This is a genomic window from Kribbella sp. VKM Ac-2569 (assembly GCF_004216905.1).
Classification (GTDB): domain Bacteria; phylum Actinomycetota; class Actinomycetes; order Propionibacteriales; family Kribbellaceae; genus Kribbella.
Genome location: NZ_SGXJ01000001.1, coordinates 1,682,556 through 1,701,901 on the forward strand (window position 1 = coordinate 1,682,556; position 19,346 = coordinate 1,701,901).

Below are 19,346 nucleotides of genomic sequence, written 5' to 3' on the forward strand. Positions count from 1 at the left end.
GCTGCTCCTGTGACGCACTCGACCGCGCTCTTGACAGACCATTACGAGCTCACCATGCTGCAGGCCGCGCTGGCCGACGGCACGGCGCAGCGCCGCTCGGTGTTCGAGCTGTTCGCCCGCCGGCTGCCGGACGGCCGCCGGTACGGCGTGGTCGCGGGCGTCAACCGCCTGCTGGACGCGCTCGAGCGGTTCCGGTTCGACGAGCAGACGATCGCCTTCCTGGCCGATCGCGGCGTCGTCGACCAGGCTACCCGGGACTGGCTCGCGGAGTACCGGTTCTCCGGCGACATCTCCGGCTATGCCGACGGCGAGATCTTCTTCCCCGGCTCGCCGGTGCTCGTGGTGGAGTCGTCGTTCGCCGAGGCGGTGCTCCTGGAAACCGTTTTCTTGTCGATCCTGAACCACGACTCCGCGGTCGCCTCGGCGGCGTCACGGATGACCTGGTGGGCCGGTGGGCGGCCCTGTATCGAGATGGGCTCGCGCCGGACCCACGAGGAGGCAGCGGTCGGCGCGGCGCTGGCGGCATACATCTCGGGGTTCAGCGCCACCTCGAACCTGGAGGCGGCCCGCCGGTTCGGCATCCCGAGCACAGGGACGGCGGCGCACGCGTTCACGCTGCTGCACGACCGCGAGCAGGACGCGTTCCGGTCGCAGGTCGACGCGCTGGGCAAGGGTACGACGCTGCTCGTCGACACCTACGACGTCGCGGAGGCGGTGCGGACCGCGATCGAGCTGACCGGCCCCGAGCTGGGCGCGGTCCGGCTGGACTCGGGTGACCTGCCGTCGCTGGCCGGGCAGGTCCGCGAGCAGCTGGACTCGCTGGGAGCGACCAAGACCCGGATCATCGTGACGAGCGACCTGGACGAGTTCCAGATCGCCGCACTCGCGCCGGCGCCTGTCGACGGGTACGGCGTCGGTACGTCGCTGGTCACCGGGTCCGGGTACCCGACCTGCGGGTTCGTGTACAAACTGGTCGCCCGTGAGGACGCGAGCGGCGAACTGGTGCCGGTGGCGAAGAAGAGCCCGGACAAGATCTCGATCGGCGGCCGGAAGTGGGCGCTGCGGCGACGTACGGCGGCCGGGGTCGCTGAGGTCGAACTGATCGGTGTCGGTGAGCAGCCGGTGGACGACGGTGACGACCGTGTGCTCCTGAAGCCGCTCGTCGAGTCGGGCAAGATCGTCGGCCGGACCACGCCGGAGGAGTCCCAGGCGCACCATCAGAAGGTCCGCGACGAGCTCCCCCGCTCCGCCAGCCAACTCAGCCGCGGCGAACCCGCCATCCCCACCGACTACATCGGCGACTACACCAACAGGAACCCTTTCCTTCCCCGGAGCCACACGTGACCAGCACCCGCGAGACAGGCGGCCATGGTGAGTGGTCGCCGGATGCGCCGGCCGATGAGGCTGATGTCCTGATCGCCTTGCGGTTCGCGGAGCGCGCGACCCGGAAGGCGATCGCGGAGGAGCTGGCGGGGACCGTGCTGCACACCGGGCAGGAGCTGGTGCTGGCCAAACTCCTGCACCACGGTTCGTTGCCGGTGGCCCGGCTCGCGAAGGTCCTGGACGTCGAGGTGCCGACGGCAACCAAGACCACGCAGCGGATGGAAGCCGCCGGGCTGGTACGCCGGGTGAAGAACACGACCGACGCCCGCCAGGTCGGCATCGAGCTGACCGACCGCGGCGTCGAGCTCGCCCACACAGTCCAGGAGATCTACGACCGCGCCGGCCGCCGCGCCCTCGCCCAGCTGTCGCCCGAGGACCGCCGGATCATGCGGAACCTGCTCTGGACGATCTCCATGACCCTCGAGCCGCTGTCATACGAGTAGCTCATCCGCCTCGGCCGTAGCCTCCGCCGCCGGTTCCTCCGGCGACGGCTCGGTCGTGCCGCTCTTCCACCAGCGGTACAGCCCGATCAGCAGATCGATCACCACGAACGCGGCCAGGCTGATCCCGAGCAGCGGCAGGAACAACCCGACCCCTACCGCAAGGGCGAGCAGCGTGACCACCGCAAGCACCGGGATCTCCCGCCACGCGCCACGACGAGCCGGACGACCGAACCGCACTGCGTGACCTCGCGTCGGCCGGCGCAGCCACCACATCCGGTAGCCCCAGATCACCGACGCGACGACGGTCCCGGCGACGATCAGCAGCAGGATCTGGTTGACCAGGCCGAACAGCATCCCCATGTGCGCGTCGATCCCCCACCGCGACAGCTTCGCCCCGATCGGGTAGTCCTCGAACCGGACGACGTCGACCACCTTCCCCGACATCGGATCGACAGCGACCGAGTCGGCCTGCGTCGGCCAGGCCTTCCCGATCTCGCTGACCACGAACGACGTACCGGACTGCTTCGGCGCCACCATCTCCACCGGCCCGTCCAGCTGGGCCGAGCGGGCGGACTGCAACGCCTGGGTCCATTCGTCGACCGCCGGGTCGACCTCGCCGCCGGGGAACGTGTGTCCCTCGTGACCCGCGTGGTCGGCGTCGGTGAGCGTCGTACTGACCGTGGGTGTCTTCCAGTCCAGCGAGGCTTTCAGCTCCGTCACGTTCGCACCGGCGAACCGCGACCAGGTGAGGCCGGTCGCCGACAGGAACAGCATCCCGAGGATCACCCACGTCCCGAGAACTCCATGCCACGACAACGTATGGCGTCGCGCGCTGCCGGATCGCTCCACCCGCCAGCGAGATCCGCTCCGGCGTCCGGTGAACCACAGCACCAGTCCTGCAAGGGCGATCAGCCACAACCACGATGCGGCCAGCTCGCTGTAGTTCCGCCCGGCGTCCCCGAGGTGCAGATTCGCGTGCAGACGCGACAGCCAGGTGCGGAACGGCAACGCACCACTGGAGCCATAGGCAACCAGCTCGCCGGTGACCTGTGCGTTGCCCGGATTCACGAACACAGCAAGGCGTTCCGACTCACCGAGCCCGGGTTCGTCGAACAGCACCTGGGTGGTGTCTCCCGGGCCGGCCGCCGGGCGTACGGCGAGCAGCGTGCCTTCCGGTTGACGCTCCCGGGCCGCCGCCACCTGGTCGCCGATCGGCACCGTCGTGCCGGCGCTCTCGACGGAGATCGTGTCCCGGTAGAGCACGCTCTCGATCTGCGGGGCCAGGGCGTAGAGAAACCCGGTCAGTGCCGTCAGGAGGAGGAACGGGCCGACCAGGATCCCCGCATAGAAGTGCAAACGGACCAGCAACGGCCGAACGCCACCACGTCGCACAGACTGTTCAGAAGTAGACACGGCACACCTCTCGGGACGGAGCGTCAGCGATCCGAAACACCCCGTCACTGTGGCGTGCGCCTGTTGCCCCCGAAGACCAACCCGGTTGCCGTCAGATTTCTCTTTGCTCTCCCTTACCCCTGCGCGCTGAGAGGCAGGAACGTGTCCAGGTACTCGTTGCGGAACTTGCCGGCCGGGTCGTACTTCGCTGCGAGCGCGATGAAGTCCTTCACCTTCGGGTAGCGCTCGGCCAGGGTGGAAGCGTCGGCGGCGAAGACCTTGCCCCAGTGGGGGCGGGCGTCCAGCGGTGCCAGCCCGTCCTCCAAGGCGGCGACGACCGGGCGGACGACGGACTCGTCCTGGACCCAGGTGAAGTGCAGCGCGACGGTGTCGCGGCCTTGGCTCGGGCTCAGCCACAGGTCGTCGGCGGCGATCGTCCGGACCTCCGACACCTGGATCACCGGTGCGAACCGGTTGCCCAAGGCCCGCAGTACGTCGAACGCCTCGGCGGCCCGCTCGCGCGCTACGAAGTACTCCGACTGCAGTTCGTCCCCGTTGCTCGGCGTGAACTCGAGCCGGAAGTGCGGCAGCCGCTCGTTCCACGGCCCCGCGACCCCGCCCTGCTGGGTCGCGTAGTCGGCCGGCATCACCTTGATCGGGTGCCGCGGACCGTCGGCGAGCGTCGCGCCCAGCCACTTCGGATCGGGCGCGGTCAGCTCCCGCCGCTTGCGCCACACCATCACGTCCGGGTCGACCCAGTCGGTGAACGCGCTCACGCTGTACGCGCTCCCCATCACCGCGTCGAGGTCCGTCCCGAGCCGGTCCACCGGCAGCCCGTCGTACACCACCTGGCTGATCTGGTACGCCGGTTGTACGTCGAGCGTCAGGCTCACCGTCACCCCGAGCGCACCGAGCGAGATGACCGACCCGGCGAAGTCCTCGTCGTCCCGGGTCAACGTGACGAGCTCGCCGGAAGCGTCCACGAACGTGATCGCGTTGACCGCGTCCGCCAGCGGCCCGTTGGTGTCACCGGACCCGTGCGTACCCGTCGAGCACGCACCCGCGACCGAGATGTGCGGCAGCGAGCCGAGGTTGTGCAACGCGAGTCCCTGGGCCTGCAGCGCCGCCGTGATCTCGCCGTACCGCAGCCCGGCCGAGACCGTGACACCACGGTCTCCGACCTCGATCACCGTCGGCAGGTCGGCGACGCTGACCAACGTGCCGGTGCTGTCGGCGATCCGGTTGAACGAGTGCCCGGTCCCCAGCACGCGGACCTTCTCCGCCCCGGCCACGAGCTCCTGCAACTCCCCGACGGCCCGCGGCCGCTGCAGTTCGCTCGCGAAGCTGATGTTGCCCGCCCAGTTGGTCAGCTGCGTCATGGGCCGACTCTCGCACATCACCTCCGGCGCGGCACCGGGCCGTCTTATCCCTTGGCGGGCAACGAAAAATTTCGCGCTCGCGGAGCCGGATGGTCTGCGTTAACGTGGCGAACGACCAGCGAAATCTCCTACTGAGAGGAAGCTATGTCACGGACAACACCACGCCGCCGGGGCGTCATCGCTCCCGGGCCGGCCGGCGTCCTCGCCACTGGCACCGCGGTCACTCTCGCGGTCGCGGGTGCCGTACCCGCTCAGGGCGCAACCACCTCACCCACCAGCGCCGGCGCCACCGCCTCGACGGTGTCCGCGACGCGGAAGATCAAGTGTGACGACACGGTCGGCGGCAAGCGCTTCTACGATCCGCCGTCGGCATCGAAGAAGTACAACACGAAGTTCCGGAAGAGTGCCGCGCTACCCAAGCTGGGCTCCTACATCCCGCAGGGCGTCGGCACCTGGTGGAACTGGTCCGGGTCGAAGAACCTGCTGCTGGTAGCGATGTACCACCCCGGCAAGCGGTCGCTCATCGTCGGCATCGACCCGGCCACCAACAAGGTCGTCGGCGACGTCTCGATCGCGGAGACGCACGCCGGCGGGATCACCACCGCCTACGGCTGGGCCTTCGTCCAGGGCAGTACGCACGGGATCCGCAAGTACAAGCTGTCGAAGCTCGCCGCCGCGATGAAGAAGCCCGGCACGCCGTACGTGAAGGCGACCGGCTCCGAACGCAAGGTCTACTGGGCCTCGTTCCTGACCAGCTACGGGGACTCGCTGTTCGCGGGCCGGTTCAACTCCAAGGGCCGCGGCAAGATGTACCGGTACAAGATCAAGAGCAACGGCACGCTCACCACGATGAAGGGTGCGTGGGAGATCCCGACCAAGACCCAGGGCCTGCTGGTGACGAAGCGGCACTTCATCTACAGCACCTCGTCCGGCAACGAGAATCTGAGCAACCTGTATGTCGTGCGCCGTGGCCAACGTGATCTCGACAAGGCGAAGCTGACGTGCTTCCGGGCGCCGAGCATGTCGGAGGGGATCACCGACTTCGGCGGCTACGCCTACCTGGCCTTCGAGTCCGGTTCGTACAAGTATCGCGACAAGCCGGACACGAAGAACGTGATCAGCAATTTGCACAGGGCAAAGATCTCGTCGCTGACCGGCATGGTGTGAGCGGCTGACCAGCCTGTCGTGAGCGCATCGGGCGGCATCAGATGGTTTGATGTCGCCCGATGCTCTTCTCTTTCGGTATTGCCGGGTTCTGGTTTCTCGTCTTCGGTGTCAGCTTCCTGCGGGACCGGCGGCTGTTCAAGAACGGGATCTTCCTGGTCCTCACGCTGATGTTCGCGGGCCTCGGGCTGATCTTCGCGGTCGAGTCGGTCAGCCAGACCGCCGCCAAGGTGCTGGTGGTCGCGGTCCTGGTCGCGGTCCCGCTGACGATCGCGGTGCTCGCGGTGTTCCTGGTGATCAACGGCGTCACGATGCTGCGCCGGGAGCGCCGCCGGCTGTCCAACCTGCTGCCGCTGCTGGTCGGCCTCGGGATCATCGGCTTCGTGATCTTCAGCGTGCTCGTGCAGAAGATCGGCTGGGAACCGCTGGCCGCCGTGCGGTCGGTGCTGCTCGGCATCCTGACCTACATCTCGTTCCTGTTCCTCTGCTTCCTGGTGTACGCGTTCTTCTACAGCCGGGTCCGCTCGTCGCGGAAGGTGGACTTCGTCGTTGTCCTCGGGTCGGGCCTGATGGGCTCGCGGGTCACGCCGCTGCTGGCCAGTCGCCTCGACCGCGCCCAGCAGGTGTACGAGCGCGCGCTCCGCAAGGGTCGCTCGCCGCAGCTCGTAACGTCCGGCGGACAGGGCCCGGGTGAGGACCTGCCCGAGTCGCACGCAATGGCGGCGTACCTGGTCGAACATGGCGTCCCCGACGACCAGATCCTCCGCGAGGACAGGTCGACGACTACCTGGGAGAATCTGACGTTCAGCCGGGACCTGATGGTCGAGCTGCGACCGCAGTACCGCTGCCTGATCGTCACGAACAACTTCCACGCGTTCCGCGCCGCGCTCACCGCCCGCAAGGCAAGGGTCAACGGCCAGGTGGTCGGCTCCCCGACGGCGGCGTACTACTGGCCAACGGCAACGATCCGCGAATTCGTCGCGATCCTCGCCGGCCACCCGTACATCAACGGCGCCATCTGCCTCCTGATCGCCGTCATCGCGATCCTGCCGCACTTCTAAAGACGGCCGACCAGACTGCGGCGGAGGCGCGTCAAACACAACGGCGAGAGGAACAGTCCCGCAGTTGCGACAAGCAAGGCAGCCCGTACGCCGAACGCGCCGGCAGCCGCTCCGCCGAGCAATGCGCCGAGTGGGGTCAGACCCAAACCGAGGAAGTTGATCGTCGCGACCACCCGCCCCTGAACCGGTAGTGGCGTGACGAGTTGGCGAATCGCGACGATTGCCACGTCGACGGATTGGCTCAAGGCGCCGTACAGGATGTTGATCGCGATCAGCGCAGCGACCGTGATCGGACCGGGGCCGTGGAGGGTGGAGGTGACCAGCATGACGAGATCCGAGACGAGCGCCGCGTACACCACCACGCGCCCGTACCCGAAGCGCCTCGGCAGCCACGCGGACAGCAGCGAGCCGACCAGTACTCCCGGTCCGAACGACGCCATCACCAGCCCGACGAGCGCACCTGGCAGGTCGAGCGTGCGCGTCAGGAAAAGCAGGTAGACGGTCGTCAGCGCGGTGAACGAGAACTGGTACGCGCACGTCGCCGCAGCGATCGCCCGCAACGATGCATCCCGTACGACGACGCGCAGCCCTTCACCGATCTGTCGCAGTACGCCGTTCTGCGCCACCGGCGTACCCACCCGGTTCCGGATGCGGCTGACGGAGAGGCTGGAGCACGCGAAGAGCACCGCGCCGGCGACCACCGCGATCGGGGCGCCCAGCAGCGACACGAGCCCACCGCCGAAGGCAGGACCGCAGATCTGTGCGGCCGACCGGGCGGTCTCGAGCATACTGTTGCCCTGGGCAAGTTGATTCCGTTCGACGAGCTGCGGCAACGAGGCCATGTACGCGACGTCGAAGCAGACGGTGAACAGGCCGACGGTGAAGCCCACGACGTACAGGAACGGCAGGCCGAGGCCCAGCCCGAGCGGTACGGTGGCGAGGACGACGGCGCGACCGAGATCAGCGGCCACCAGCACGGTCCTTGAGCGCAGGCGGTCGACCAGAACGCCGACGGCCAGCGAGAACAGCAGGATGGGTAGTCCTTGCACGGCGCGGAGTACGCCGAGTTGCGCAGCACTGGCGCCGAGCGAGGTGACCGCGACCAGCGGCAAGGTCACCTGACCGGCGAAGCTTGCGAGTTGCGAGGCGCTCTGGCCGAGCCAGAGCCACCGGAAGTCACGATGCGTCCACAGCGACACAGAGTTGTCCCAGGAGTCGACCCGGGACCACAGCCCCGGGCAAGGAGGAGCTGCGCCACTCACGCACGCCGGAACCGGCGCGAACACTCTGCAAGCGGCACGCGATGACGGATGCGTTCAGCGCGTGCCCGGTTGACCGGGCATCCCCAACTCCTCGTGGACTCTCGACTCGCTGGTCAGCCTAGTTCGTCGCCGACCGGCCGAACCACTCAATTTGCCGGTCAGCGCCGGCGCGGTTGCACCAGGCCGGACTCGTACGCGGCGATCACCAGCTGGGCCCGGTCGCGGGCGTGCAGCTTGGCGAGCAGGTGTCCGATGTGGGTCTTCACGGTGCCGCGGCCGACGTGCAGGTGGTCGCAGATCGGGCGGGACGTCCTTCAGCAGAAACCCACTCGCCCCGGCCCGCAGGCCGGCGTACACGGCGTCGTCGAGGTCGAACATCGTCAGGATCAGCACCTTGGTCCCGGCCGTCTCCGGCGCGGAGCAGATCCGCCGGGTCGCCTCGATCCCGCGACATGGATCGGGACTGGAGACAGGAAACGGAGACTCGAGACAGGCTATTGCGGTCTTGTGTTGGAGTGTGGCTGAGGGTGGCCAGGTCTGGGAACTGGGGACTGCTACCCACCTGAAGTGACCAGCTAGCGTCCCCGGTCGCCCCGGTCGCTGCGGATTCTGTGCAGGGTCGACAGGACGTATACGTCCACTGTCCGGCGATCCGGACTGCCGCCCGGTGCGGGGTGGCAGGTAGTAGACGTATACGTCCTGTCGACCCTGCAGTTTCCAGCAGAACTGCGGTCAGCCGGTTGCCGGGGAACAGACAGCTTCCGGGTACTGCGGACAGGGAATAGCAGGTTCTAGCCCACCAGAACCTGTTGCACGGGCCGCAGTTCACCCGCACATCAGACAGGGAGAACCGCTTTTTCGTGTCTCCAGCCACCACAGGGTGTCTGCGGTCCCGTGAACTGGCTGCGGGTAACTGAGGTGCCGGCCCCGGTGGGATCTGCAGCTCGACAGGATGTGTCAGATAGCCGGGTAGTGCACCTGAGCGTGAATATGTCCGCGCGTACACAGTCTCACCGGTGCACTACCTGTCCAGCTGCAGATCACCCGTTCGCGAGAAGCCTGCCGCCGCCAGCCTGAACACCCAGCCGGCACTCGCTGCTGAGGTCAGCGGACGCGGACGGAGACGGACGGACTCTTCTGGACGTTGCGGCCGTCGCTGACCTCGACGTGGTACCACAGCTTCTGGCCGCTGGTCAGGCCGGAGTCGGTGACCGAGGTGACGGTCGGCTTCGTCCAGGAGTTCGACGTACGGGACCAGCTGCCGATCCGCGTGCGGCCGCGGTACACCAGGTAGGTGAGCGTGAGGTTGTCGCGGTCGAGCACGGTCGGGAAGGCGATCGTCACCTTGTTCACACGCGCGCTGGCGACCTTGGGCGCGGCCGGTCGCGCCGGCGCCGCGCCGCCCGGTGTGTTCGTGAACCGGGTCAGCCCTTCCTGCGGTACGCCGTTCACCTTGGTGAAGTCGCCACCCGCCCAGAGGTCGTTGCCGCCGGACGCGAACGCGAGCGGACCGACGAGGGTCGTGCCACCGGCGGTCGCGTTCGGGAACCACGGACCGAGCTTCCCGGTGATCGCGCTGTATACGAGGAAGTGGTGCATCCCGGTCTTGTCCGGGAACGCTCCGTCCGCGCTGCAGTCGTGGGCGTGCGACCCCTTGTACAGCCAGTTCCCGATCGCCTTGATCGCCTCGGTCGCACCCCGGCACTTGCTCTGCCAGAGCAGCTTGCCGGTCGTGGCGTCCGCGGCCAGCACCCCGTCGTAGCAACCCATGCTGAGCGTACCGGCGTTCGACGCGAAGACCTTGTTTCCTTGGACTTCGAGGTCCTTGACCCGGCTGTCGCACTCCTCGGACTTCGGCGGGATCGCAGCCGCAGCGGGCATCGGGAGCGCGGCACCGGTGGCGGCGTTCACCATCGCGAGCGCGTGCACGTCGCGGCCGCCGATCCGGGTGAACCCGCCGCCGACGAACGCCCGCTCGCCGTCGGCCGACAGCTCGATCGCATGGACGTCGTCGTTCGCGTTCGGACTCCACGCCAGCAGCGCACCGCTCTTCAGGCTGACCGCGGCCGCCCGGCCGCGCGTCACCTTGTCCACCGACCCGAACGAGCCGCCGAGGTAGACGGTGCTGCTGGAGATCTTCAGCGCCGCGACCCGGTAGTTCACCACCGGGTCCCAGCCAGCCACCAGCTTGCCGCTCGCGACATCGAACATTGCCACCCGCGACCGCGGCACCCCGTCGACGACGGTGAAGTCGCCGCCGATCACGACCCGCCGGCCGTCCGGGGACGTCGCGACGCTCCACACCGGCCCGTTGACCTGCGGTGCGAACCGCGTCGGTACGCCGGTGGTCCGGTCGAACACCGCGAAGTACTTCCGCGCCACGTCCCCGACCCCGCGGGCCTTCCCCGGCGGCCGGACCCGGGTGAAGAGACCGCCCGCGAACACCAGGTTCCCCGCGACGGCGAGCGTGTTCACACTCGCATTCGTCTGCCACGTCGTCTGCTGCACCGACGACAGCGCGGACCCGAACCCGCGCGGCGCGCTGCCGGCGGTCCCACTCAAAGCATCAGTAGCTGCCTGAACAGCGGGACCCGACGGAACCAGCGCCGCGGCCCCCACGGCGGCGGCGGTGACAACAGCCAGAACGGCCTTCTTCATGAGCAAACCCCCAAGGGCCCGCTCCGGCGGAAGATGCCGACCCATGACTCGATGACAATGCGCGGTCAAACGATAACTGTCGGCACACGCACCTCGCGGCCCGGGGTCAGCTGCGGTAGCGGCGGCCGGGCCGGCAGCCGGCCAGGGTGTGGGTGCCGGTGCCGCTGACGTGCGGGACCAGGCCGTAGTAGACGCGTGGTGCGCCGTCGAGGGTCAGCGTCGCGTTGCCGTTGGTGACGGGCAACGTCCGCGTCTGTCCGATCGCATCCAGCTCCCGTACGGCGGAACTCGCGGAGACCGTCAGCGGTGTCTTGGTCGGCCACGGGTCGACCCAGACCTCCGGCGCCGGGAAGTGCCAGTCGGTGCGCTGGCCGGCGGTGTTGAGGATGTACCCGTCGGCCCGGTTCCACAGCACGACCGCCGGCCCGTCCGGGGTGTCGAACCACAAGCCGGACGTCAGCGGATCCGCAAAGGTCAACTGCCCGCGGAAGACGGCCTGGTCGAGCACCCGGGCCGCTGTCGCATACGCCAGCAGCGACGGCTTCGGACTCAGATCGCGGTTCATCAGGCCGAAGTGGTATTCGACGTTGTCCGGGTCGGCGATCTGCGGCATCCCGAGCACACTGTCGTGGAACTGGTACCAGCAGACGCACCGAATACCCTCGGCCTTGGCCAGCGCCAAACTCAACAACACGTTCTCCGCAGCATGGCGATAGGTGTCATGCCACCAGCTGTTCGGCTTGGTCGGCGCGTACGCCTCCGTCAGCCAGATCTCCTTCTCGCCATGCTCGGCCATCAACGCCTTGAGCTGCTTCAGCCCGCCGTAGAAGTTCCAGTAGGTGCCCACGGCACCTGTGCCCCAGTCGTCACCCGGTGGGATGTAGTCGGGGGTGAAGTTGCCGCGGCCCGGATGGTAGGCGAAGGCATCGATCAGGTCCCAGCCGCCCGCGGCGATGAAGTTCTCCACCCACGGCTTGTCCATCCCGGCCAGCCCGTTGTTCATCAGCTTCACGGTGTCCCCGGTGACGGCCCGGCGATCGAACACAGGTCGCATCACCTTGTCCAGATAGGCCTGTGCGGCATCCCCGGTGTTGAACGGCCGGTTCAGTTCGTTGCCCACCTCGAAGTACCCCGCACCGGCACCGGCTGCCACCGCCAGCTTGTCCGCGGCCCAGGCGGCCGCCTCGGTGTCGGTCACGGTCAACGACGGCTGCAGCTCGATGTTGTGCCGCATCCCGCGCGCGTCGAACGCAGACGGCGGCAACCCGGGCCCACCGTCGTACGCGATCCGGACCACGCTGATGCCGGCTCGCTGCCACAGATCGAGTACGGCGTCGGCGCTCGGCCGCTGGAGCCACGGGTAGTTGGCGATCCCGAACATGCTCTCCGCACCGGCCTGATAGTCGTACGCCGGAAGCACGGCAAAGTTGGTCCGCGCGAACGCCTCGTCGTCGCCGGATCTGACTACTACCTCCGCCAATGCGATCCCACCGGCCGGCGCAGTCAGGTTGAAGGTGTGTTGCCAGGTGTCGGCTGCGGAGACGCTTCCGGTCACGGTCGTCGAGGCCAGGAGCACGCCGTCGAAGCTGCGCATCCACAGCTCGAGCTCGACCGACTTGGCCGCGCCTCCATTGGCCACCAGCGCCGTGAGTGCCATCGGCGCACCGGCCGACTCGTACAGATTGAAGTCGCTGTTGGTGGTGAGCTCGATCCCGAGCTCCCGGCCGCGGCCGATGGTGGCAGTCGCCGACGGGCGGGTCTCGGAGAAGAAGAAGTCAGCCCGGCTGGTCCAGCCGCCGGCCGGATCCACCGCACCCGGTGAGTGCACCCAGGTCGCATTCGTCCACGACTGCCGGGAGCGATCCAGCAGGAACAGACCGTGCAAGCTGGAGCTCCAAGTCGACGTGTGCGCGACCCCGACGGTGTCCTCGTACGGAATGCCGCCGCCCGCGTCGCGGATCCACTCGGTGATCGCGATGTAGTCGTCCGGCGCCGTCGGCGCCTGGATCGCGCGACTGAACAGGAACCCGTCCGGGAGCAGCGTGGACGCCCCGGTGATCCGCCATTCCAGCCTGGCGTGCGACGTACTGACGCTGAACCAGCCAGTGACCATCGTCGAGCCGGCGGCGGCGTCGAAGGTGTAGTCCATCCGGATCGCCGGAGTACCGTCCGCGAGCGCGCTCAGCGTCGGGGTGCCGCCGGTGGAGGTCAGGACTCCGGCGAGGCTGTCCTTGACCTGGAACTTCGACCCGACCGACCGCGTGACGCCACCAGCGTCACGGATCGCGAGCCGCCCACCGGGGCTGGCCAGCAGGCTGATGCCGCCGGCCGTCAGGGTCACGTCACCGGCCGCGGCGAACGCGCTGATCGGGGTCGCTTCGGCGACCAGTACGACACCGGCCGCGAGCGCCGCGCCGAGCAGGCTGCGGCGGCTGAGGGTGGAGGTCATCGACTACTCCTTCTGATAATGCGCATCTTCAGATTCGCTGGACGGAACATTCCCAGCCCCGGACTCCGACGTCAAGAGGTCATTGCGCTATCGGCTTTAGCTGGGCTATGGTCGCCGCAGCTTGTTGAAGATAGGCATTATCACCACGGAGGAACGATGGCACCGAAACCTCGCCGGGTCACCCAGCGCGAGATCGCCGAACTCGCCGGCGTCAGCCAGACGACCGTGTCGGTGGTGCTGAACGACCGCGACGGCGGAGGGGTGCGGATCCCCGAGGCGACCCGGGCGCGGGTCAAGAAGGCCATCGAGCAACTGACGTACGTCGCGGACCCCGCAGCCCGCCGCCTGGCCGGCCTGGACAACCAGATCATCGGCGTCTTCACCTACGAGGCCGCGCTGTCACCCGAGAGCATGGACTTCTACGGACCGTTGCTGAACGGGATCGAGCGCGCCGCCGAGCGGATCGGCTGGGACCTGCTGTTCTTCACGTCGTCACCGGTCGAGGACGGCACCCGGAGCCTGTTCCACCGCAAGACCCGGCTGCGGCTGACCGACGGCTGCGTGCTGCTCGGTCAGCAGATGGTCGCGTCCGAGCTGGAGCGACTGGTCGCGGAACAGTTCCCGTTCGTCGCCATCGGCCGCCGGGACGAGACCGCCGCCGCGGTGCCGTACGTCGCCATCGACTACGTCACGCCGACCACGGCATTGATCGACCAGGCCGCGGCCGCCGGGCACCAGCAGGCGCTCTACGTGCATCGCGGCCGGGACACGCCCGCGGCCCGCGACCGTCGCGGTGCCGTCGAGGCCGCCTCCGCAGACGGCCGGCTCGCGTTCCTGCTGGTCGGTGAGGAGCGGATCGCCGACCTGCCCCGACTGGCGCAGGCCACCGGCGCGACCGTGATCATCGCCGAGGATGCGTTCCTGATCGAGGATGTCGTGCACGCGCTGACGGCCGCGGGAGTCGCCGTACCGGACGAGATGTCGGTCGCGGCGCTCGGCGAGGTGCGCGGTCACCGGATCGAGGGGCGGCCGCTCGCGGGCTTCCACGTCCCGAGGGAACAACTCGCGGCCGAGGCGCTCGACCTGCTCCAGTTGCTGATCTCGACCGAACCGCAGGAGTGGGCCGACCTCGAGACCAGGCGGCACCTCGACTCCGAGGTCGAGCCGGGCGCCACCATCGTCGTACGGACAGAATCGTGATTTCCACCGAGGTCGCGATCATCGGCGGAGGCCTCGGCTCCGTCGCCGCCGCGCTGGCGTTGCTGCAGCGTGGCCGGCGCGTGGTGATGACCGAGGAGTACGCGTGGCTCGGTGGACAGCTCACCTCGCAGGCGGTGCCGCCCGACGAACACATCTGGGTCGAGCAGTTCGGTGTCACCGCCCGATACCGCGCACTCCGCGAAGGCATCCGCCGCTACTACCGCGACCACTACCCGCTGACCGACGCCGCCCGCACGGACCGCGAGCTGAATCCGGGACGTGGCCGCGTCAGCCGCTTGTGCCATGAGCCTCGCGTGGCCGACGCGGTCATCACCGCACTGCTCGCGCCGTACCGATCGACCGGCCGACTGACCGTTCTGCAACCCTGCGTGCCGATCGCGGCCGAGGTGACCGACGGCGTCGTCCGCACCGTCACGGTCGCGGACCCGACGACCGGGGCCGAGACTGTGATCTCCGCCGAGTTCGTCCTGGACGGGACCGAGACCGGCGACCTGCTGCCGCTGACCGGCACGGAGTACGTCGTCGGCGCCGAAGCGCGATCCGACACCGGTGAGCCGAGTGCCGCCGAGGTCGCGGATCCCTCCAACGTGCAGTCGATCGCTTGGTGCTTCGTCTTCGACCACGCCGCCGGCGACCACACGATCGCTCGCCCTGACGACTACGACTTCTGGCGTTCGTTCGAGCTGCCGTTCTGGGGAGCGCCGATGCTGTCCTTCGTCGCCCCGAACCCGCGGACGCTGGCGCCGGAAGAGCGGACCATGAACGTCAACCCGGGTGCCGACGTCACCGGGGATCCGCGGTTCGACGCGGGCGACAACGACCTGTGGCAGTTCCGCCGGATCGCGGCCCGGCAGAACTTCGCCGAGGGCTTCTACGACAGCGACATCGTGCTCGCCAACTGGCCGCAGCTCGACTACGTCAGCGGCTCGATCATCGACACCGACGACCGCGCCGTACACCTGCTGGCCGCGAAGGCGCAGTCGCGTGCCTACGTGTACTGGCTGCAGACCGAGGCGCCACGTCCCGACGGCGGTCGCGGCTGGCCCGGTCTGCGGCTCCGCGGCGACCTGGTCGGCACCACCGACGGCTTCGCGCAGGCGCCGTACATCCGGGAATCGCGCCGGATCAAGGCGCTCACCACCGTCCGCGAGCAGGACATCTCGATCAAGGCCCGCGGGTACGACGGTCCGGCCCGGTTCGACGCCTCGGTCGGAGTCGGGATGTACCGGATCGACCTGCACCCCTCCACCGGCGGCGACAACTACATCGACGTCGAGTGCGCACCGTTCGAGATCCCGCTCGGCGCGCTGGTTCCGGTGGCCACCCAGAACCTGGTGCCCGCCGCCAAGAACATCGGTACCACCCACATCACCAACGGCGCCTACCGGCTGCATCCGGTCGAGTGGAACATCGGCGAATCGGCCGGCGAACTCGTGGCGTTCTGCCTCGAGAGCGGCCTGAGCCCGCAGCAGATCGCGACCGACGACACCCTCGTCGACCGCCTCCAGGGCCGGTTGAGCGAGGCCGGGGTCGAGCTCCACTGGCCCGAGATCGCCGGCTACTAGCTAGTCATCCCCAGCGAAGGACTACATCATGATCACTGCAAGGAAGCTGCTCGGCGCGCTCGCGCTGACCACTGCAGCGACGCTGACTGCCGCCTGCGGCGCATCGAGCACCGGGGCGGAGGGGTCGAAGGCCACCGACGTCAAGCTGCGGATGACGGTCTGGACCTCGAACGAGGACCAGCTCAAGCTGTTCAACGCGATCGGCGACGCCTACCGGGCCGATCACCCCGAGGTCTCCTCGATCACCTTCGAGAGCCTGCCGTTCGCCGACTACAACACCACCCTGACGACGCAGATCGCCGGCGGCAACGCGCCCGACCTGGCCTGGATGGGCGACCTGTCCAAGGACCTGATCGCCTCCGACGCCCTCGTCGGCCTGACCGACAAGCTGAAGGCGACCAGCGGCTGGCAGTACGACGACCTGGTGGACAGCGCGACCAAGGAGTTCAGCCGCGACGGCAAGCTCTACGCCTACCCGTTCTCGAACTCGCCGTTCGCCCTCTACGTGAACACCGACCTACTGGCGAAGGCCGGTCAGAAGATCGATCCGAAGACGCTGACCTGGGACCAGGTCGCCGCCGCGGGTGCCGCCGTACATGCCAAGACCGGCAAGGCGGGCTTCGTGATCCGGGACTTCGACTACAAGTCCTGGAACACGCTGGCCACGGTCTGGACCGGCTTCGGCGGCTCGGCGTGGAGCCTGGACGGAAAGACCTGCACGTTCGACAGCCCGGAGATGCAGCGCGCGTTCACGTTCCTGCACGACGCCGCGTTCAAGACCAGCGCGATGCCTGGCCCCGGCACGAAGGCCGACTTCTTCGCCGGTGACGCCGCCTTCACCGTCGCCCAGGTCTCCCGCGCGTCGTTGCTCACCGGGTCGTTCAAGTTCGGCCTGTATCCGCTGCCGGCGGGGCCGTCCGGCAAGTACGCCGTACTCGGCCAGGCCGGTGTCGGCGTCCTTGCCGCCAGCAAGCATCCTGACCAGGCAACGGACTTCCTTGCTTACCTGACGAATCCGGCCAACGCGGCGAAGCTGGCGCAGTTCTTCCCGCCGCCCCGCAAGTCGCTGCTCACCGGCGCGAAGCTTGCCGAGAACAACAAGAAGCTGTCCGCGGCCCAACTGCAGGAGGTCGTGGTCGACCAGCTGCCGAACGCCGTCACGCTGCCCAACCACGCCAGCCCGGCCGAGATCGCCCAGAAGGGTAAGACCGCGCTGGACGCGCTGTGGAAGGCCGACGCCGACATCCCTGCCGTCCTGAAGTCGGTCTGCACAGCGATCGATCCCATCCTGGCCAAGTGATGCGCTACTGGACCACACGCCGGCGAGATGTGCTGACCGGGTACCTGTTCATCGCGCCACAGCTCGCCGGCGTCCTGCTGTTCGTGCTGATCCCGGTCGGCCTGGCGATCTGGTACAGCCTGAACAAGTGGAACGTCTTCACCGGCAAGCAGGTCTTCGTCGGCGCGGACCATTACGCCGCGCTGGCCTCCGACCCGCAGTTGCCATCGGTGCTGCTGGCAACGGTCGTCTTCTCCGGCGGCGTCGTGGTCCTGAACATCACGCTCGGCCTGCTGATCGCCGTACTGCTGAACCGTCAGTTCCGCGGCGCGACGTTCTTCCGCACCTTGTTCTTCTCGCCGGTTGTGGTGTCCGTGGTCGCCTGGACCCTGGTCTGGGGCTTCCTGCTGCAGGACAACGGCGGCATCAACGGACTGCTGCACGCGATCGGCGTGGACGGGCCGAACTGGCTGCAGCACGGCGACACCGCGATGCTGTCGGTGATCGTCAGCCAGGTCGTCCGCAGTGTCGGCGTGAACATGGTGCTGTTCCTGGCGGCGTTGCAGGGCGTGCCGTCGGAACTGTACGAGGCGGCCCGGATCGACGGCGCGCGCAGCCGGTCGATCTTCGCCCGGATCACGCTGCCGCTGATCTCGCCGACGGTGCTGCTGACCGCGATCATCACCGTCGTCGGCGCGCTGCAGTCGTTCGCGCAGATCGCCGTACTCACCGGCGGTGGTCCGGAACTGAGCACCACGGTGCTCGTGTACTACGTGTTCCAGCAGGCCTTCGAGTTCAACAACATCGGCTACGGCTCGACGCTCGCGCTGATGTTGTTGAGCTTCGTGATGGTGCTGACGCTGCTGCAATGGCAGCTGCGCCGGAAGTGGGTGTTCCATGAGCAATAGAACATCGTGGCTTCGACGGACGCTTCTGGTGGCAGCGCTCGCCGTACTCGCGATCCCGTTCGCGGTGCCGACGATTTGGATGGTCGCCGCGTCGATCAAGCCGCTGCCCGAGATCTTCAAGGCACCACCGTCGCTGTGGACCGAGCATCCGACCCTGGCGGCGTACGGCGAAGCGTTCACGTTCCAGCCGTTCGCACGGCAGTACGTGAACAGCGTCTACATCGCCGTACTGGTCACGCTGATCACGCTGCTGGTCTCGAGCATGGCCGGCTACGCCTTCGCCCGGATCCGGTTCCCTGGCGCCAACGCCCTGTTCCTGGTGGTGCTGACCGGACTGCTGGTGCCGAGCGAGGTGACGATCGTCCCGCTGTTCCAGGTGTTCAAGCGGGCCGGGCTGATCAACACGCACTGGCCGCTGATCCTGGTCACCGCGTTCGGCGCACCGTGCGTACTGGCGAGCTTCATCATGCGGCAGTTCTTCATCGCGCTGCCCGCCGAACTGGAGGAAGCCGGCCGGCTCGACGGCCTCGGCCGTCCCGGGATCTGGTGGCGGATCTGCCTGCCGCTCGCCCGGCCGGCGCTGTCCGCGGTCGCGATCCTGACCTTCCTCGCCTCCTGGAACCTCTACCTCGAACCCACCGTCTACCTCACCTCGCCGGAGCTGTTCACGCTGCCGCAAGCCCTCACCCGATTCACCGACGCGTACGGAGCCGACATGTGGAACACCCAGCTCGCCGCCGCCACCATGACCGTCCTCCCGGTCCTGATCGTGTTCGTCATCGCGCAACGCCAGTTCGTCGAGGGCCTGGCGCACTCGGGCCTCAAATGACCGAGCCGATCGTCTTCGAACACGGCCGGGTACAGATCCGGGTCGATCGCGGCGTCTTCGAGCTGTTCGAGCGCAGCAAGGTCCTCAGGTCGTACCGGACCCCGCTGGAGTGGGTCAAGGTCCAGGTTCAGGTGCGCAAGCGCGGGGTCATCCTGCTGCACTTCTCCTACGTCGAGGACCTGGACGAACCGATCTACAGCCGCCTGATGAGCAGCGTGTACTCACGCTCGACGGTCGAGATCACGATGGCCGACGAGCCTGTCTACCGCGCCTTCTTCACCGAACTCGCCCAGCTCTCCGGCCGCGCGATCGACTGACGGCCGGTGCCGAGGTATTTCCTCCAGCGGCGAGAA

General features: G+C 68.1%; 15 protein-coding genes and 1 pseudogene. 10 read left to right on the forward strand and 6 right to left on the reverse strand.

What is annotated here, in order from left to right; genetic code table 11:
* The first annotated feature begins 9 nt into the window (after positions 1 to 9).
* Together EV649_RS07900 and EV649_RS07905 are read left to right on the forward strand one after the other, a co-directional pair.
* Complete coding sequence (locus tag EV649_RS07900) at positions 10 to 1,344, forward strand: nicotinate phosphoribosyltransferase (RefSeq protein ID WP_130381948.1); 1,335 nt, start codon at positions 10 to 12, stop codon at positions 1,342 to 1,344.
* Positions 1,341 to 1,826: a MarR family transcriptional regulator gene (locus EV649_RS07905; protein WP_130381950.1), complete on the forward strand. Its 486-nt coding sequence runs from the start codon at positions 1,341 to 1,343 to the stop codon at positions 1,824 to 1,826. The genes EV649_RS07900 and EV649_RS07905 overlap by 4 nt, the downstream gene beginning before the upstream one ends.
* On the opposite strand, the gene EV649_RS07910 is transcribed toward EV649_RS07905, so the two are convergent.
* Both EV649_RS07910 and EV649_RS07915 read right to left on the reverse strand, forming a co-directional pair.
* Positions 1,815 to 3,239: a PepSY-associated TM helix domain-containing protein gene (locus tag EV649_RS07910; protein ID WP_130381952.1), complete on the reverse strand. Its 1,425-nt coding sequence runs from the start codon at positions 3,237 to 3,239 to the stop codon at positions 1,815 to 1,817. The genes EV649_RS07905 and EV649_RS07910 overlap by 12 nt on opposite strands.
* A gap of 113 nt (positions 3,240 to 3,352) precedes the next feature.
* Positions 3,353 to 4,597, reverse strand: coding sequence for a D-arabinono-1,4-lactone oxidase (locus EV649_RS07915; protein ID WP_130381954.1), 1,245 nt, complete (start codon positions 4,595 to 4,597; stop codon positions 3,353 to 3,355).
* Positions 4,598 to 4,741: 144 nt separating this feature from the next.
* Here EV649_RS07915 and EV649_RS07920 point away from each other — a divergent pair, with 144 nt between their 5' ends.
* Together EV649_RS07920 and EV649_RS07925 are read left to right on the forward strand one after the other, a co-directional pair.
* Entirely contained in the window at positions 4,742 to 5,764 is a 1,023-nt protein-coding gene (locus EV649_RS07920) for a hypothetical protein (RefSeq protein WP_130381956.1), read from the forward strand.
* Positions 5,765 to 5,823: 59 nt separating this feature from the next.
* Positions 5,824 to 6,822 (forward strand): YdcF family protein, encoded by a 999-nt coding sequence (locus EV649_RS07925; protein WP_130381958.1) that lies wholly within the window; start codon positions 5,824 to 5,826, stop codon positions 6,820 to 6,822.
* On the opposite strand, the gene EV649_RS07930 is transcribed toward EV649_RS07925, so the two are convergent.
* From EV649_RS07930 to EV649_RS07945, 4 genes and pseudogenes are all read right to left on the reverse strand, one after another.
* Complete coding sequence (locus EV649_RS07930) at positions 6,819 to 8,021, reverse strand: MFS transporter (RefSeq protein ID WP_241997835.1); 1,203 nt, start codon at positions 8,019 to 8,021, stop codon at positions 6,819 to 6,821. The two genes, EV649_RS07925 and EV649_RS07930, sit on opposite strands and share 4 nt — an antisense overlap.
* 221 nt (positions 8,022 to 8,242) lie before the next feature.
* Positions 8,243 to 8,531, reverse strand: a pseudogene (locus tag EV649_RS07935) (LuxR C-terminal-related transcriptional regulator); the annotation flags it as partial.
* A 657-nt stretch (positions 8,532 to 9,188) separates the two neighbouring features.
* Positions 9,189 to 10,742, reverse strand: coding sequence for a fibronectin type III domain-containing protein (locus tag EV649_RS07940; RefSeq protein ID WP_130381960.1), 1,554 nt, complete (start codon positions 10,740 to 10,742; stop codon positions 9,189 to 9,191).
* A gap of 106 nt (positions 10,743 to 10,848) precedes the next feature.
* Positions 10,849 to 13,191 (reverse strand): hypothetical protein, encoded by a 2,343-nt coding sequence (locus EV649_RS07945; protein ID WP_130381962.1) that lies wholly within the window; start codon positions 13,189 to 13,191, stop codon positions 10,849 to 10,851.
* 156 nt (positions 13,192 to 13,347) lie between these two features.
* On the opposite strand from EV649_RS07945, the gene EV649_RS07950 reads away from it, so the two are divergent.
* The 6 genes from EV649_RS07950 to EV649_RS07975 are packed head-to-tail and all read left to right on the forward strand — an operon-like array spanning position 13,348 to position 19,310.
* Positions 13,348 to 14,391, forward strand: a complete 1,044-nt coding sequence (locus EV649_RS07950) for a LacI family DNA-binding transcriptional regulator (RefSeq protein ID WP_130381964.1) — start codon at positions 13,348 to 13,350, stop codon at positions 14,389 to 14,391.
* Positions 14,388 to 15,977: an FAD-dependent oxidoreductase gene (locus EV649_RS07955; protein WP_241997837.1), complete on the forward strand. Its 1,590-nt coding sequence runs from the start codon at positions 14,388 to 14,390 to the stop codon at positions 15,975 to 15,977. Before EV649_RS07950 ends, EV649_RS07955 begins: the two co-directional genes overlap by 4 nt.
* A 28-nt stretch (positions 15,978 to 16,005) precedes the next feature.
* Positions 16,006 to 17,277, forward strand: coding sequence for a sugar ABC transporter substrate-binding protein (locus EV649_RS07960; protein ID WP_130381966.1), 1,272 nt, complete (start codon positions 16,006 to 16,008; stop codon positions 17,275 to 17,277).
* Positions 17,277 to 18,164: a sugar ABC transporter permease gene (locus EV649_RS07965; protein ID WP_130383599.1), complete on the forward strand. Its 888-nt coding sequence runs from the start codon at positions 17,277 to 17,279 to the stop codon at positions 18,162 to 18,164. Before EV649_RS07960 ends, EV649_RS07965 begins: the two co-directional genes overlap by 1 nt.
* Positions 18,154 to 18,993: a carbohydrate ABC transporter permease gene (locus EV649_RS07970; protein WP_130381968.1), complete on the forward strand. Its 840-nt coding sequence runs from the start codon at positions 18,154 to 18,156 to the stop codon at positions 18,991 to 18,993. Before EV649_RS07965 ends, EV649_RS07970 begins: the two co-directional genes overlap by 11 nt.
* Positions 18,990 to 19,310 (forward strand): hypothetical protein, encoded by a 321-nt coding sequence (locus EV649_RS07975; protein WP_130381970.1) that lies wholly within the window; start codon positions 18,990 to 18,992, stop codon positions 19,308 to 19,310. Before EV649_RS07970 ends, EV649_RS07975 begins: the two co-directional genes overlap by 4 nt.
* Positions 19,311 to 19,346 lie beyond the last annotated feature (36 nt).

Excerpts from the sequence above, each read along its gene's own strand:
- EV649_RS07915 (WP_130381954.1), bottom strand. The coding sequence starts at position 4,597 with ATGACGCAGCTGACCAACTGGGCGGGCAACATCAGCTTCGCGAGCGAA.
- EV649_RS07920 (WP_130381956.1), top strand. The coding sequence starts at position 4,742 with ATGTCACGGACAACACCACGCCGCCGGGGCGTCATCGCTCCCGGGCCG.
- EV649_RS07925 (WP_130381958.1), top strand. The coding sequence starts at position 5,824 with ATGCTCTTCTCTTTCGGTATTGCCGGGTTCTGGTTTCTCGTCTTCGGT.
- EV649_RS07940 (WP_130381960.1), bottom strand. The coding sequence starts at position 10,742 with ATGAAGAAGGCCGTTCTGGCTGTTGTCACCGCCGCCGCCGTGGGGGCC.
- EV649_RS07945 (WP_130381962.1), bottom strand. The coding sequence starts at position 13,191 with ATGACCTCCACCCTCAGCCGCCGCAGCCTGCTCGGCGCGGCGCTCGCG.
- EV649_RS07950 (WP_130381964.1), top strand. The coding sequence starts at position 13,348 with ATGGCACCGAAACCTCGCCGGGTCACCCAGCGCGAGATCGCCGAACTC.
- EV649_RS07960 (WP_130381966.1), top strand. The coding sequence starts at position 16,006 with ATGATCACTGCAAGGAAGCTGCTCGGCGCGCTCGCGCTGACCACTGCA.
- EV649_RS07965 (WP_130383599.1), top strand. The coding sequence starts at position 17,277 with ATGCGCTACTGGACCACACGCCGGCGAGATGTGCTGACCGGGTACCTG.
- EV649_RS07970 (WP_130381968.1), top strand. The coding sequence starts at position 18,154 with ATGAGCAATAGAACATCGTGGCTTCGACGGACGCTTCTGGTGGCAGCG.
- EV649_RS07975 (WP_130381970.1), top strand. The coding sequence starts at position 18,990 with ATGACCGAGCCGATCGTCTTCGAACACGGCCGGGTACAGATCCGGGTC.